The sequence below is a fragment of the Rosistilla ulvae genome, assembly GCF_007741475.1.
Taxonomy (GTDB): Bacteria; Planctomycetota; Planctomycetia; order Pirellulales; family Pirellulaceae; genus Rosistilla; species Rosistilla ulvae.
On the sequence record NZ_CP036261.1, the window covers coordinates 5,775,123 to 5,791,330 of the forward strand.

Annotated in this window: 10 protein-coding genes; 2 read left to right on the forward strand and 8 right to left on the reverse strand. The window is 57.4% G+C overall.

Annotated features, from left to right (window positions below; genetic code table 11):
* The first annotated feature begins 670 nt into the window (after window positions 1-670).
* Window positions 671-6,643: an alpha-2-macroglobulin family protein gene (locus EC9_RS20410; RefSeq protein WP_246105798.1), complete on the forward strand. Its 5,973-nt coding sequence runs from the start codon at window positions 671-673 to the stop codon at window positions 6,641-6,643.
* Between the two features lie 141 nt (window positions 6,644-6,784).
* Here the strand turns inward: EC9_RS20410 and EC9_RS20415 are convergent, their stop codons facing one another.
* From EC9_RS20415 to rpsL, 6 genes are all read right to left on the reverse strand, one after another.
* Window positions 6,785-6,985 (reverse strand): hypothetical protein, encoded by a 201-nt coding sequence (locus EC9_RS20415; protein ID WP_145347968.1) that lies wholly within the window; start codon window positions 6,983-6,985, stop codon window positions 6,785-6,787.
* Window positions 6,982-7,578 carry a zeta toxin family protein gene (locus EC9_RS20420; RefSeq protein WP_145347969.1) on the reverse strand — a complete coding sequence of 199 codons (597 nt, stop codon included), beginning with the start codon at window positions 7,576-7,578 and terminating at the stop codon, window positions 6,982-6,984. Before EC9_RS20420 ends, EC9_RS20415 begins: the two co-directional genes overlap by 4 nt.
* 153 nt (window positions 7,579-7,731) lie before the next feature.
* Complete coding sequence (locus tag EC9_RS20425) at window positions 7,732-8,787, reverse strand: BPSS1187 family protein (protein WP_246105799.1); 1,056 nt, start codon at window positions 8,785-8,787, stop codon at window positions 7,732-7,734.
* 668 nt (window positions 8,788-9,455) lie between these two features.
* The gene (fusA, locus tag EC9_RS20430) at window positions 9,456-11,546 is read right to left on the reverse strand and encodes an elongation factor G (protein WP_145347970.1); all 2,091 of its coding nucleotides are present in this window, start codon (window positions 11,544-11,546) and stop codon (window positions 9,456-9,458) included.
* Between the two features lie 108 nt (window positions 11,547-11,654).
* Window positions 11,655-12,125, reverse strand: coding sequence for a 30S ribosomal protein S7 (rpsG, locus tag EC9_RS20435; RefSeq protein ID WP_145347971.1), 471 nt, complete (start codon window positions 12,123-12,125; stop codon window positions 11,655-11,657).
* 108 nt (window positions 12,126-12,233) lie between these two features.
* Window positions 12,234-12,602, reverse strand: coding sequence for a 30S ribosomal protein S12 (rpsL, locus tag EC9_RS20440; protein WP_145122887.1), 369 nt, complete (start codon window positions 12,600-12,602; stop codon window positions 12,234-12,236).
* Window positions 12,603-13,126: 524 nt separating this feature from the next.
* On the opposite strand from rpsL, the gene EC9_RS20445 reads away from it, so the two are divergent.
* Window positions 13,127-14,326, forward strand: coding sequence for a HEAT repeat domain-containing protein (locus EC9_RS20445; protein ID WP_145347972.1), 1,200 nt, complete (start codon window positions 13,127-13,129; stop codon window positions 14,324-14,326).
* A 244-nt stretch (window positions 14,327-14,570) separates the two neighbouring features.
* Here the strand turns inward: EC9_RS20445 and EC9_RS20450 are convergent, their stop codons facing one another.
* Both EC9_RS20450 and EC9_RS20455 read right to left on the reverse strand, forming a co-directional pair.
* The gene (locus tag EC9_RS20450; RefSeq protein WP_145347973.1) at window positions 14,571-15,464 is read right to left on the reverse strand and encodes an alpha/beta hydrolase; all 894 of its coding nucleotides are present in this window, start codon (window positions 15,462-15,464) and stop codon (window positions 14,571-14,573) included.
* Window positions 15,465-15,557: 93 nt separating this feature from the next.
* Entirely contained in the window at window positions 15,558-16,178 is a 621-nt protein-coding gene (locus EC9_RS20455) for a TlpA family protein disulfide reductase (RefSeq protein ID WP_145122890.1), read from the reverse strand.
* Window positions 16,179-16,208 lie beyond the last annotated feature (30 nt).

Sequence of the window (16,208 nt, forward strand, 5' to 3'; positions counted from 1 at the left end):
CCAACGGGCCGCGCTTCGAATGGCCACCAACACGCGGCCGTTTCCGCCGCGGTTAAACGAAGCGTTGGCCCGGATCGTAGCGAACACCACCGGAAACGAATGCGCATGCGATCGCGCCCCCGCGCGGGGGCGCAGACCGGTCTGCAATCCCGCTGGGATTGTGCTGCGCGATGGCGCTCGCATACCGTCTAGAATCCCTGTGGGATACGTCGAATCCGCTGCAACCGCAAATCGTTCAACCGCATGCCCAACGGGCCGCATTTCGAACCTCATGGACGCGCGGGGCGTTGCCGCCGCGGTTAAACGCAATACCCTTCAAAGAAGGGGGCCTCGGACCGTCGCAAGAGTTAGCGGCGGTGATGTAGTGGACGAGGTTACGAGGCCCAGCGATTTGGTCTGATGCATGCAAAAGGACTCGTAGCCTCGTCCACTACGCTTCGTTGAACGGTATTGCGGTTAAACGAGGCCGTAGCGGAACTCATCGGGGACGGCTCTGTTTTTTGGAGGGCCGAATAGATTTCAAAATTCGTCGACTTTCTCGGGTGCGCATTGGTCGGATTTGGCGTCCATGCCTATGATTTCACGTTCCGTGCGCTGCACCGAAGCTATTCAACACGTAGGAAGGATCAGACTCTTGACTCATTTACGGCTATTCGCCCCCTGCCTTTCCATGCTGATCGCATTTGCGGTCACCTCGGCGGCGGGGCCTCGAGACACTCAATGGAAGGCTGTCGAAGACGCGATGAACAAAGGTTTGCCCAAGACCGCGATCGAGGCGTTGCAGCCGATTATCGATGGCGCGTTGCAAGACAAGGCGTACGCCGAAGCTGTGAAAGCGATCAGCCAACGGATCGCTCTGGAAGGTGCGATCCAAGGGGATAAGCCCGAGGAAAAAGTCACTCGGATGACCGCCGAGATCGAGAAGGCTCCCGAGCCGATGCGGCCTGTGATGCAGGCGATCCTAGCGAATTGGTACTGGCAATATTTCCAGCAGAATCGCTGGCGTTTCATGCAGCGCACCGAAACCGCCACCTCCCCCAGCGACGACTTTACCACCTGGGCATTGCCGCAGATCCTGGCTGAAATCGACAAGCATTTCCAGCTGGCCCTCGCCGCTCCCGAAACGCTGCAAAAGACGCCGATCGATCAATACGATGCGTTATTGAACAAGGGGAACGCGCCGGACGCCTACCGCCCGACGCTTTACGATTTCCTGGTATTCGACGCGATCGATTTTTATGCCGCGGGCGAACAAGCCGGTGCCCGTTCGCAGGACGCTTTTGATCTGCAAGCCGACAGCCCGATCTTCGCATCCGCCGCCGACTTCATCGCTTGGGAACCGCCGACCGACGACGCGGAATCGCCCACGTTGAGGGCGATCCAGCTGTATCAAGATCTGTTGGTCTTCCATCAAAACGATGATGACAAGTCGGCGTTCTACGATGCCGATCTGTCCCGTTTGGTGTTTGGCAATAACAAGGCGTTTGGCGAAGAGAAGAGTTCGCGATTTAAGGCGTCGCTGAAACGTTTCATCGAAGCGACCGCCGGACACGAGATCTCTGCTCGAGGCAACGCGCAACTGGCGCAAACGATTCGCGACGAAGGGGACTTGGTCGAGGCGCATAAGATCGCCAGCGAAGGGCTTGAGAATTTTCCCAAGAGCGTTGGCGGAGCTCTCTGTTTCAACTTGATCCAGCAGATCGAAGCCCGTTCGGCGCAGGTTTCGACCGAACGCGTCTGGAACGAACCACTACCGACGATCGACGTTCAATACCGCAACGTCACCAAGATCTACTTCCGCTTGGTCCCGTTTGATTTCGAAGCCTTTGTCCAATCCGATCGCTGGAATTCAGAGCAATTGGATCAGCGTCAGCAACAGGAACTACTGGCTCGCACGCCGGTCGCGGCTTGGGATGCCGATCTGCCAGCGACAACCGATTACCAAGAACGCGTCGAAGAATTGCCGACGCCCGACGATTTGAAGCCGGGAGCTTATTATCTGATCGCCAGCCACCATCCCGAATTTGTCCGCGCCGACAACCAAGTGTCGTTCACGGAGATTTGGGTTAGCGATCTGGCTCTCGTATTGCGAAATCACAACGGCGATGGATTCGTCGACGGCTTTGTCTTGGACGCCCGCAGCGGCGATCCGTTGGCCAATGCCAACGTGCGAGCATGGCAGCGAACGAACAACGGCAACCGCCGCCAACCGCTCCCGTCGACGAAGACCGATGAAAACGGGCGGTTCGAATTCCGTGGCCAGCGATTGCGAGGAATGGTCTTTCACGTCGTCGATGGCGACAACGCACTCTCTTCGATACACAACGTCGACAGCTACCAGAACAACCGACAACATCGACCCGATGAACAGACACGGTTCTTCACCGACCGATCGATCTACCGCCCGGGGCAGACGATCCAATACAAGGGGATCTGTTTGCGAGTCGACCAGCAGAAGGACGATTACGCGACGATTGCCGGTCGCGAATTGACAGTGGTCTTCAACGACGTCAATGGAAAAGAGATCCAGCGGCAGAAACATCGCACCAACGATTACGGAAGTTTCAGCGGCAGCTTCAACACGCCACGCGATCGTTTGATGGGGCGGATGTCGATCCAAGTGGTGGGCGAACCGAACGGGGCAACGCAAGTCACGGTCGAAGAGTACAAGCGGCCAAAGTTCTTGGTTTCGCTGGACGCACCTAAGGAAGCCGCCCGGCTTGGCGGTGAAGTCAATCTGCAGGGATCGGCCAAGGCGTATACCGGCGCGACGATCGATACTGCCGAGGTTCGCTGGCGCGTCGTCCGTGAAGTCCGCTATCCGATCTGGTGGTCGTGGCGTTGTTGGTGGATCCCGCAAGTTCCCGATGCCGGGCAGGAGATCGCTCATGGCACGACGACAACCGCCGCCGACGGCAGCTTCGACATCCGCTTCGACGCCCGTCCCGATCCGTCGGTATCGCCCGAAAGCGAAGCCTCATTCCAGTTCACGATCTACGCCGATGTCGTCGACACGACGGGCGAAACGCGTTCGGGCAGCCGCCAAGTGAACGTCGGCTTTGTCGCTTTGCGAGCGACGGTTTCCAGCGACGATTGGCAGACGACTGACGCACCGACACAAATCCAACTCAGCACTACCACGTTGGATGGCGAAGCGATCGCGGCCGACGGCGTGCTGAAGGTTTATGCATTACAGCAGCCCGAACGGCCAGCTCGCGGTAGATTGTCGAACCAACCGCGGCCGATGTACCGCCGAGCGGGAAGGCCAATCGATTTGGCAGACGCTCCGAAACCCGATCCCGCCAATCCCAATTCGTGGGCGCTAGGGGAGGTCGCGTTTGAACAAGCGATTCAGATCGACGCCAGCGGGCAAGCGGAAGCTTCGGTCCAGTTGAAAGCAGGCATCTATCGAGCGGTCTTCGAAACGAAGGATCGATTCGGCAAGGCGGTCACCGCGTTGCTGCCGATCCAGGTGGTCGATCCCGATGCAAAGCAATTGTCGATCAAGATCCCCAACCTGTTGGCTTCCGCTGCATGGTCGGTCCAACCGGGCGAGGAATTTGTGGGCGTCTGGGGAAGCGGATACGACACCGCTCGCGCGTTCGTCGAGATCGAACATCGAGGCGAACTGCTACAAAGCTTCTGGACCGCCCCCGGGGTGACTCAGGTTCAGATCAAACAACCGATCGAAGAAGCGATGCGCGGCGGGCTGTCGCTGCGAACAACGATGGTTCGCGAAAACCGAGCCTACCTGGAATCGCGGCAGATCGAAGTCCCTTGGACCAACAAGCAACTGACGGTTCGCTGGGAGCACTTTGTCTCCAAGCTTGAACCCGCGCAAAAGCAAACCTGGACCGCGGTGATCGACGCTCCCGATGCAAAGCGAGCCGCCGCCGAGATGGTCGCGGGGATGTACGACGCGTCGTTGGATGCTTATCTGCCGCACCATTGGGCCGATGGATTCCATGTCTTCCGGCATAACCGCAGCAACGTTTATTCGCAATTTGAAAACCAACAAAAGCAGCTGCAAGGTCTGCTCTTCAATTGGAACGTCGATGCCCGCGATGCGTCGCTCATCTACCGCTCGTTCCCCGGCGAGATCATCAACGCAATCTACGGCATGCGGGGCAATGTTCAGTTCCGTAGTCGAAGAGGCGGAGGCATTGCTGGTGGCCTCGGGATGATGGAAGCCGATTCGTTTGCCGCTGCCGCTCCAGCGCCGATGGCGATGGCAAAGGGAATGGCAAAGGATTCCAACGCGCAGGTCGCGAGTGCTCCCGTTGCCGAAGGGGCACCCGCCGACGAGCAGCCGCCAGCGGCCGATCTCGATCTGGAAAACGTTTCGGCGCGAAAGAACCTCAACGAAACCGCCTTCTTCTTTCCGCATTTGATCGCTGGCGACGACGGCACGGTGCGGATGGAGTTCACGATGCCCGAGGCATTGACGAAGTGGCGGTTCATGGGATTCGCTCACGACAACGAACTGCGATCCGGGCTGTTGACCGATACCGTGGTGACGGCAAAAGACTTGATGGTTCAACCCAATCCGCCGCGATTCGTTCGCGAGGGGGACGTCTTGGAATTCACAGTGAAGGTCAGCAACCAATCGCCTACGCGGCAGACCGGTACGGTGCGGCTGAGCTTTGCCGAAGCGCGAACCGGCGACAGCGTCGATGCTGCGATCGGCAACGATCAACGCGACCAAGCGTTTGAGATCGCCGCGGGGCAATCGAAGTCGTCGGCTTGGCGAATTCAGATTCCCGACGGGATTGGATTCCTGACCTACAAAGCGGTTGGTTCGACGGGACGATTGTCCGACGGAGAAGAAGGGTATCTGCCCGTCTTGTCGCAACGCGTGCTGGTGACCGAATCGCAAACGCTGCCGATTCGCGGTCCACAAACAGTGGAGTTCGATTTTGAAAAGCTGCTGAAATCGGGCGACTCCGATTCGCTGCGTCATCAATCGTTGGACGTTCAAATGGTTTCCAACCCGTCGTGGTACGCCGTGATGGCGCTGCCCTACCTGATGGAATTCCCACACCAGTGCAGCGAGCAGACGTTCAGCCGGTTGTATGCCAACGCTTTGGCAAGGCACATCGCCGGCAGCGATCCGAAGATCCATCGCGTCTTCGAACAATGGCGTGGGACGCCGGCGCTGGAGAGTCCGTTGATGAAGAACCAGGACCTCAAAGCGGTAATGATCGAAGAGACGCCTTGGCTGCGACAAGCGGAATCCGAATCGCAAGCTCGCCGTAACGTGGGGATCTTGTTCGACGATAACCGCTTGAACGACGAGACCGCTCGGCTGCTGAAGAAGCTGGCCGATCAACAGCGCGACGACGGCGCGTGGCCTTGGTTCCCTGGCGGCCCGGCCAACGACTACATCACGCTTTACATCACCACGGGCTTTGGACGGATGCGTCACTTGGGCGTTGATGTCGATACCGCGGCGGCCGTGAAATCGCTGCCCCGCTTGGATGCGTGGGTTGCCAAGCAATATGCCGACATCGCGGAAAGCAAACGCGATGACAATCATCTGACAGCGACGATCGCGTTGTATCTGTATGGCCGCAGCTTCTTCTTGGAAGATCAACCTGTCGCCGCGGAACATCGGACCGCTGTCCTGTTTTGGTTGAAACAAGCGAAGCAACATTGGCTGAAAATGAACAACCGCCAATCGCAAGCGCATCTGGCCGTGGCCCTAAAGCGCTTTGGCGATCTGAAGACGCCGATCGATATCATGGCGTCGATCAAAGAGCGATCGGTGAGCGATCAGGAAATGGGAATGTTCTGGCGCGACACCGAGCAGTCGTGGTGGTGGTATCGGGCTCCGATCGAAACGCAGGCGATGATGATCGAAGCGTTCGACGAAGTGATGGACGATGCCGCCGCGGTCGAAGACTGCAAGGTCTGGTTGCTCAAGCAAAAGCAGACGCAGGACTGGAAGACGACCAAAGCGACTGCTGATGCGGTCTACGCGCTATTGCTGCGAGGCACCGATCTGTTGGCGTCCAGCGAATTGGTCCGCGTAGAGCTGGGCGGAGAGAGGGTGGAACCGAAAGATGTCGAAGCCGGAACCGGCTTTTATGAGGAGCGGTTCGCTGGAGCGGAGGTGACGCCGCAGCAAGGAAAGATCAAGGTTACGAAGGTCGACAAAGGTGTCGCTTGGGGAAGCGTGTCATGGCAATACATGGAAGACATCGCCAAGATCACGCCTCATGCCGGTACGCCGCTGACGCTAACCAAGCAGCTGTACGTCAAACAGACGACCAAAGACGGACCGGTTCTAAAACCTGTCGACGGGCCGATCGCAGTCGGCGATGAATTGGTAGTCCGGATCGTTTTGAAGACCGATCGCGACATGGAGTATGTGCATCTGAAGGATCAGCGTGGCAGCGGCACCGAACCGGTCAACGTGCTGTCGCAGTACAAGTACCAGGATGGACTGGCCTATTACGAATCGACGCGCGATACCGCCAGCCACTTCTTCATCGACTACCTGCCCAAGGGAACATACGTCTTCGAATATTCGACGCGCGTTCAATTGCGAGGCAGTTATCAATCGGGATACGCCAACATCCAGTGCATGTACGCACCGGAGTTCAACAGTCATTCGGAGAGTCTGCTGTTGGAGGTTAAATAACCGCCGCAGCAACGCGATGATTCTTATCGCTGATCATTGATACAACTTGCATCCGGCGGCGTGGCTTCACCAACCACGTCGACCGGATGGTGGCCGATCGGTTCAGAAACGAATCCATAGACGTGTAAATGAACGCGTCGTCTATTCCATTCCTGCGGCGGGTGGCGTTTTCGGCGGTGGGTCAAATTCCTCAGAGAACGGATCGACTTCGACGACCTTGCCGTCACGCCAGAGAACGATCGGGGTGTTGTACTGGCGGGCGCGAACCAGGACATCGGCTGCCGCTTGCTGCATTGCCGCGTTCGCCTTACGGACTAGCTCAGGTGTGTTGTCTCGAATCATCGCATTAGTTCCGGGGACAATTGTTTGAGTTCAGCAAACCGCGCATCGTCATAGACTCGGCGAACATTGTCCTGCTCTCCGACAATGATCTCACCAGGTCGGCTCGATCCGTCATAGATAATCCATTCGTCGAGAACGGGCTTGTATAGCGACGCAAAGTTGTTGATGCCAAGTTGGTAACGACGACGGATGTGTGGTTCTGGAATATTGTGCCCGCCTTCTCTGACCCGCGTTGCAACTCGAGCCACGGCTAGCTCGACGGATGGAAGCCAGATGAAAAACAAGGATACTCGGTATCCAAGTTTTTTCATCGTACGCAACCGGTTAGCATGCCCACGACCAGCAAGCGTTGTTTCAAATCCGAACGATGTTCTTGTTCTGATCAAAGTTTCAATACGGTTTAACATCAAACGACCGGCAGCAACCGACTGCGACTCGGGGTTGAACGGTGAAAGTCCAGCGGCAATCAAATCAGCGTTTACAAATTCCTGGCAACCCGCGAAATACGGCAAATAGCGACGGGCGAATGTCGTCTTGCCGGCTCCGTTAGGTCCAGCGATAACGTACACGGTCGATTGCAGTGGTGAACTCATGCCAGTTTGGTTCCGTTTCACCATATTCTACGGTGCCGAATGGATAAAACCAATTCAGCATGTTCTATGTCCCCGCAATCGTACAGGCAGATAAGCGTTTCATGTTCAGCACCATCGGGTGCATGCACCCGATTTGTCGGCGGACAAGATGGTTTAGCGTTGGTTCTTGATACAGCTTGCATCCGGCGGCGTGGGTTCACCAACCACATCGACCGGATGGGTATACAAATATTTCCAGACCGCTTCGTGGATGTATTTGCCATCGGCGTCTTTGCCGGCGCTGCCGCCTGGTTGCACGCTGCTGTGTGCTCGTCGCGTATTGCCGTCGACGTCGAAATCGGTGATCAAGCGACGGGTGTTTTGGTAGGGGGGACCGATCTTGTCGACGTTTACGATCGGGCCAAATTTGTTCATGCCCAACATCTCCCAGCTGCGGCAATAGTGGTCCGCCGTCCAACCACCGTCGAGCACGTGAGAGAAGCCAAAGTATCGGTTCTCGGGAGTGGCGGAAGGGAGCGATTGCCAGGTTTGGTAATTGTCGCGAGGTCCACACAACGCAACGACTCGACTGACCTTCTGATGCTTCGCAAACCGCGCCGCCGTCGTCGAACCGTGCGAGCTGCCCGACATGATCACATCCTCCCAGCGGAGGCCGTCGCCATCTTCGGTTAAGAAGTAATCCCAGCCGCCTTGAGGATTCTCTTTCGCCAGCCACTGCACAAATTTGAGTGCCCGCGCCATCATGCCGTCCGGTTTGGGAATGTCGACATCGCTGCTGAAGTCTTCGCCGGTGGCCGCTTCCAAGCGGATGTTACCCCGGCATTCTTCGCCGACCGGATTTTCGCGGCAGCAGATCGAAAACCATTTGTTGGCGTAGTGGACACGGATCGCGTGCAAGCCATAGCTGTTCCAGCGATCGAACAGACCTTGGTTGTGTCCCATCAACCAGATCACCAACTTCCCCTTCGGCGCGACGCGGGTGTCGACTGCCGCTTGTTGGAAATCAGCCGGTTTGCCATCCTTTGTCTCGATCAAGAAATCGATCTCTGGATGCGCCTTCACTCGCGGATCCAACTCGCTGGCCCGCGCCTTCAATTGGTACCGCTGCGGGTTGGGATCGTTAAAGGTCAACGCAGAGGAGGGTTGAGCGTGGGCGACGCCAGCGACAGTGGCCAGTAGCCCCAAGACAACAAACAGCAACTTTTTCATGGGCGGGTTTCCAAGTGAAACAGGAGGGGAGAGGACGAAGAGAACATCGATGTTGCCACCGCGGTCCCAATCAGCGGACAGTCCGGTGCGCAACCATCGTAATCGAGAACGTGGATCAAGCGGGCAACTGTCCCGGAAAAATGCGTCGCCCAAGATGGTCTGGCGCACGGCGGGATCAGCCCCAGCGTCCCTTGCGACGGCGCAGATAGCGTCTTCCAACGCGTGGCCCGATGGGCATGCGGCTAAACACAATACCGTTCAACGAAGCGTAGTGGACGAGGCTACGAGTCCTTTTGCATCAGACCAAATCGCTGGGACTCGTAACCTCCTGTCGGTTACCCACAAATTTCCCGAAGGGAATCAAGCAATTAGCCGTAGGTAAGCGCAGCGCCACCTACGGTATCGAACGTAACTCGCTAAGTTGACCGCGAAGGCGGTCGCAGAATCCCATGCAGTTGCGCTGCGACCGCCTTCGCGGTCGGCCGTTCGCGTCTCGTGTCATTCCGGTGGTATCGCGTTCGCTCAACCACCGGCTAATGGCTGCCACGCCGTCGGCGTAGTTGCGACTTGTGGGTAATCAACAGCTCGTAGCCTCGTCCACTACGTCCCGCCGCTAATTCTTTCCACGGTCCGAGGCCCCTTCGTTGCGGTTAAACGACGATTGGAAATTAGAAGCTGAAGTTGGCAGCGTCTTCGGCGGGGGCAGCGTGGTAGCCGTGAGGCTCCATGCTGGCGCCGGCGCGGCCTTGGCTGAGGCTGCGGATCGCCGACGAGTACCCAAACAGTTCCTTCAGCGGCGCGTGGGCGATGATCGTGGTCATCATCCCTCGCGATTCGGTCTTGGCGATGATCGCGCGACGTTGTTGCAAATCGCCAACGATGTCGCCCATGTAGTCGTCGGGGGTGGTGATCTCCAATCGCATCAACGGCTCCAACAGCACCGGACCGGCCTGCTTCAGCCCCTGCTCAAAGGCATCGCTCGCGGCGATGCGGAAGGCGACGTCGTCGCTTCCCTCCTCCGCAGCTTCCGCTCCCAAGACGCGAACTCGCAAGCCGCTCAACGGGAAGCCGGCGATATGCCCGCCCCCTTCCAGACGGTTCTTCAGTTCGTCGATCACGATCGGGCGGAACTGATCGGGCAACCCGCCATCGGGCGGACAATTGTCCAACACGATCGCGGTCGCCGAGGGATCTTCCAGCGGTTCGATGCTGATCTTCACCCGAGCAAACATCTGCGTCGCACCCAGCTGACGATTGCAAACGCCGACCACTTCGGCTTTGCCGCCAATCGTCTCGCGATAGTTGACGCGCGGCTTATAAAACTTGACCTTCAATCCAAAGTCGCGGGTCAAGCGATGCTGAATCACTTCCAGGTGCAGCTCGCCCATTCCGCTGATCAACGTCTGCCCCGTCTCTTCATTTTCCTTGGCGTCGAAGGTTGGATCCTGACGTTTGAACATCTCCAACGTCTCGCTCAACTTCTTCTTTTCCGCAGTGTTCTCCGGCTCGATCGCCATCGAAATCACGGTGTCGGCAAACGTGATGCTCGGCAATTCGATGATCTCACGCGTGTCGCAGATCGTGTCGCCGGTGATCGCAAATCGAGGCCCGATCACGCAGACGATGTCGCCGGCGCCGACCGATTCGATCTGCCCATCGCGTTCCTTTTTCGAAGCGTGCAGCTGCCACAACTGGGCGACGTTTTCTTTCTTATCGCGGTTGGGAACGTAGCCGCGGGAGTTCTGTTTGAGCGACCCACTGTACAGGCGGATCCAGTAGTTATCGCCCGTCTTGGCCGGCAGAATCTTGAACACCAGACCACACATTGGCTCGGACAGATCGGGCTTTCGAGAAATGATCACGTCCGGCTTCTTGGGATCGATGCCGGTGACCGGCGGACGATCCAAGGGGCTCGGCAAGAAGTGCCCCACAGCATCCAAGACTGGTTGAACACCGATCCCATGCAGCGCCGAACCGCACATCACGGGCTGGATCTCGCCACGGATACACGATTCCCGGATCGCCGCCCGGATCATGTCGGGCGTGATCTCCTGCTCGTTCATCGCGCGCTCCATCAGGTCGTTGCTGAAGCCATACAACGTCTCGAGCAGTTGTTCACGATAGACCTCGACATCGTCGACCATCTCCTCGGGAACATCTTGGATCTGAACCTGCTTGCCTTCGGATTGTGGATCAAATTGCAGGAACTTACGTTCGATCAGATCGATCGTGCCGCGGAATGGATTACTGGTGTGCGCCGGCCCGATTCCAACGGGGATCTGAATTGCGACCGGTGTGGCATCCAGACGCGGACCGATGTCATCGAGAACCGCGTAAAAATCCGCCCCCTCGCGATCGAGCTTGTTGATAAAGACGATCCGCGGCACGCCGTATTTGTTCGCCTGACGCCATACGGTTTCGCTTTGCGCCTCGACCCCTTCGCGAGCACTGAAGACAACCACCGCACCATCGAGGACTCGCAAGCAGCGTTCGACTTCGGCCGTGAAGTCGACGTGGCCGGGAGTATCCAACAGGTTGATGTCGTAATCGCCCCACTTCAGTTTGACGCAGGCGGAGTAGATCGTAATCCCACGCTCCTGCTCTTCCGCATCGTCATCGGTATCGGTGGTCCCCGAATCGACACGCCCCACTCGGTGCTTCATCCCGCTGACGTACAGCATCCGCTCGGTCACGGTCGTCTTGCCAGCATCGATGTGAGCGATGATGCCGATGTTGCGAATTTGTGTCAGCTTTGCCATGACGTGATCTGATCGGGTTGTTGGAAAGGGGGGGGTGTGCGTCACACGAAAAAAGCCGCAGACCAACGAAGGCGTGCGGCTTTGTAGATGAGTTTTGCTGTAGCGAGACTACCAAGCAAAGTGAGCGAACGCCTTATTGGCGTCGGCCATACGGTGCGTGTTTTCACGCTTGGTGTAGGCGGTACCCTCTTTGTTGTACGCTGCCAAGAATTCGTCGGCCAACTTCATGTGAGTCGGACGCCCCTTCTTGTCGCGAATCGCGCCCAAGATCCAACGGAACGCCAACGCTTGCTGACGCGAACGATTGACCTGCATTGGAACCTGATACGAAGCACCACCAACCCGCTTGCTGCGGACTTCGATGTGTGGCTTGACGTTTTCGATCGCTTGTTCGAAGACCTCAAATGGTTCCAGATCAGCCTTCCGCCGCTTGATTTCCTCAAGCGCGTTGTAGAACACATTCAAAGCAATCGTCTTCTTGCCATCAACCATCAGATTGTTGACAAACTTGCTGACAAGCACCGAGTTGAACCGGGGGTCAGGCTTTAACTGCGAACGGCTGGCGGTAATACGTCCCATGGAGGTCTCTAAACTGAATTCGGTGAACTGCGGTAAAAAATATAGTACAAACGACTCGCCGCCCGAACGATCCGACTGGCATCGGGCAACGGGTTCGTCTTTGCAAAACTAGCTCTTCTTCGCACCGTAACGGCTGCGAGCTTGCTTTCGTCCGTCGACACCCAAAGTATCGCGAGCACCGCGAACGACTTGGTAACGAACACCCGGCAAATCGCGTACACGACCGCCGCGAACCAGCACGATCGAGTGCTCTTGCAGGTTGTGACCTTCGCCCGGAATGTAAACAGTGACTTCTTTGCCATTGCTCAAGCGAACACGAGTGATCTTGCGAAGAGCCGAGTTTGGCTTCTTTGGCGTCATCGTACGCACTTGCAAGCAAACACCCTGGCGTTGTGGACATTTTTCCAAAACGGGAGCCTTGCTGACTTTCTTGGCCAGCTTGCGACGCTTTCGTACTAATTGGTTGATCGTTGGCATTCGTTATATTTCCGCGAGCCGAGCGCAATAGCAATGAGTTAAATGGTTGGTTTTGATCGCTAAGTATCCATCTTCGGGTCGGTTCGTCAAGGGCTTTCGATGGCAAATCACTGTCGAAATCGATGATTCCGATGCGATTTCCTCGTCGCACGCCCCCGCTGCCACGTCGCCGCGAACCGTCAGCGGGCTAGTTTACCGCTCTCAGCGGCTCGAGGCCTGAGAGCGTCGCTCGCAAAAAAACTCCACAAACTGGAGTCCTTTTTTCGGCGAGCAAGCCGAAATCGGTGACTCTCGCGACCGGAATTGTCGATGCGATCGTGCGTGTTGCGCCACGCAAATCTGCAATCCGCCGGCCACTGGCAGAAAGCAACGGTTTTCCGTTTTATCGAGCCAGCCAGTGCGTTAGGCTTAAACTATATCGTCGGTTGGTCGTGGGAGCCTTAACGATAAGGAGCCGATCGCCAGTTTCGAAGCGCGCGGAGACGGATTTGCCGTTCGCGCGGTTTTGCCACCAGGAGTACGCCATGCGTCGATGGGTCATCCTATTAATGGTTGCCGCAACCGCCAATGCTTGCCATGCCGAGGTCGTCTATCTTCGCGGTGGCGGCAGCGTATCGGGGAGCGTCAAACCGCTGGCGATGGGAAAACAGAAGCTGATCCTCGTCGATATCGGCAACGGGATCCAAATTTCGCTGACGCAAGGCGAAGTCGCACGGGTCGACAAAGAAGATGATCTGATCAAACAGTACCAGACCCGCCGAATCGACGCGGCCGATCAAGCCGAGGCCCACTGGGAATTGGCCCGTTGGTGCAAAGCCAATCTTCTGCTGCCCCAATACGATCGCCAGGTTCGACATGTGATTCGTTTGGATCCTCAACACGCAACCGCCCGCGCCTCCTTGGGCTACACGTCGTTTAACGGCAAGTGGATTCTGATCGACGAACTGCAACGTTCGCGAGGTTTGGTTTACCACCAAGGCAAATGGAAGGTGCCCGCCGATGTGGCGATGCTCGAGGCCGATGGCGAACTAGAGATCCAACAGAAGCAATGGATTCAAACCATCAAACGACTGCGGAGCCGCGTCCTGAAAGGCGGAAAGTCGGGAGATGAATCGCTGGCGGAGCTGACCGCAATCGATGACCCCATCGCGTCGGCAGCGATCGGCAAACTGTTGGTCCAACGCGAGGATCCCGACCAAGTTCGGATGCTGTGGGTCCAACTGCTATCCAAATGGGAAACAGCCGAAGCGGCCGACGCCCTGATCATGGCCAGCCTGTTCGATCCTGAACCGGCGATCCGCGAAGCCTGCATGGATCGATTGGAACAATTCGCCAAACCGCGGGCCGTCAACACTTACATCGCGATGCTCCGCGACAACGACAACAAGAAGGTCCGCATCGCCGCCAATGCCTTGATGGCGATGAAAGACCCGCGATCGATCCTCCCCCTGACCGACGCCTTGGTGACGACGCATAAATCAAAAACCGGCGGCGGGCCGAGCATGAGTTCCAGCTTCGACCGCAATGGTGGCGGCGGAGGCGGTTTTTCGTTTGGCGGCGGGAAAGAGAAGATAATCGAACAGAAGGTTCGCAACCCGCCGGTGCTGTCGGCGCTGATGACGCTCGCCCCCGACGCCGATTACCAATACGACGCAGAGCGTTGGCGTCAGCACTTTTCGCGGCATATGGCCGAGGTCTCGTACGACCTCCGCCGCGATCCCTAAGCAGGTCGTATTGTATTTTTTCGTTTAACCGCGTGCCCATCGGGCCGCGCGGCCTGAAAAACGCGGGGCGATGCCCACGCGGTTAAACTCAATACCGTTCAACGAAGGCGCGTCGGACCGTCACAAGAATTAGCGGCGGGATGTAGTGGACGGTATTGCGGTTAAACTAGAAAATTCCCTGCTTGCTGCTTAGCTCCTAAAGATCCGACGAAGCCAAACCTGCTTCGCGCCGTTGCGACTGGGACTAGGGAGTCTCTTGCTTCCAGTCGCGCCACAGCCAACGGAGCGATTCGGGCAGGATCGCTCCGCCATGTTTTCCGTTGTGTCCGCCGGTGCCGTATTCAAATTTGTAGTCGTAGTTTTTGTAGGCCAGCGATTTCGCCATCTCCTGATTCGCCAGCGGCCAGTTGCCGTGATCGTTATCGAGATCGCCCGAACCATCTTGCAGGAAGACACGAATCGGTTTCACGGGCGTCTTGCGAATCAACGCTTCACAGTTGTGACCGCCGCGAATGTTGACAAAGCTGCCGACGTGGCTCAGCACCTTGCCAAACGCATCGGGCCGCTCCCACGCCGCGGTGAAGGCGCAGATCCCGCCGGAGCTGATCCCGCCGATCGCTCGCAGTTTAGGGTTGTCGGTGATTTTGTATTGCTTGCCCACTTCCGGCAGGATCTCTTCCAACAGCAGCCGCGAATAATCGGCCGACAGCGTGTCGTATTCAAAGCTGCGATTCGAAGGAGTTGGTTTCCAACCACGCTTCTCGGGCAGTTCCTTCTTCGTCCCCGGATCGATCATCACGGCGATCGTGATCGGCATCGATCCGTCGTGGATCAAGTTGTCGAAAACCGTCGGCACTCGGAAATCGCCCTTCAATGATTCGTAGGCGTGACCGTCTTGAAAGACCATCAACGCCGCCGGCTGGCTGCCGTCGTATTGCGCCGGCACGTAAACGCTGTAGCGACGCTTCGTCCCTTCAAAAACCTTGCTCTTATCCCAGACGTGTTGAGTTACCTTGCCCTGCGGTACGCCCTCGCGAGGCTTCGAATCGGGGCCGTGCTTGTATTGCGAATCGTCGCCGCGGGCGGCCCCCACAATGCAAAGGCTGAACAACAGGAGAGCAAAGCTGCGGTACTTCATGATGGTGAAACCTGTACAAGGGAGATCGGGAATGGGCCGACGCAAATCGGCCCCGCGAATCGAAACGCCCGGTGGGCGGATGGCAAATTATAGCTACTCCGATGCCAACATTTGCTCGACAAATGGGCGAACATCTTTGGCATACGTGAACCCGGCGTCGTCCCCCGCGTCGACAAACCGCTTCGTCAGCGTCCCATCGGCAGCGTAGATAAAGACCGCCGGGATCGAATCGAGTTCCAGCGTTTCGTAGATATCGCTGTCAGCTGTCGTCGACAGGAAATTTGTCGTCGTCGCCTTCTGCGATTTCAAAAACGCAGCGACCGCGTCGCTATAGGTTTCCGGCGGCTTCGATTTGATCCCGATGTAATCGATGCAGACCGAGATGCAGCGAATCTTCTCGCCATGTGCATCGTGCAGTTCGACCAAACCGTGGAACTCCTGCATGCAGGGCGCACAGGCGGTGCTCCAGATGTCGACCACGACCGGCTTGCCCGCCGCAGCGATCTCTTTTTCGATCGCCGGCCAATCGGCAAGCGTCAACTCGACGGCAGCTTCGCCAGCCGCAGCCGCTTCATCGCCGGCGGCTTGCGACGCCTGGTCCTGCGAAGTCGCCGCGGAATCGGTCCCATCCGACTTTCCCGCGATCTTCGAATCGCATCCCGACAGGATCAAGAGACTACAGCTAACAGCACACAACAACATTCGCAAATTCATCGATCGATAGTTCCTGAAGGAGGGGCCAAA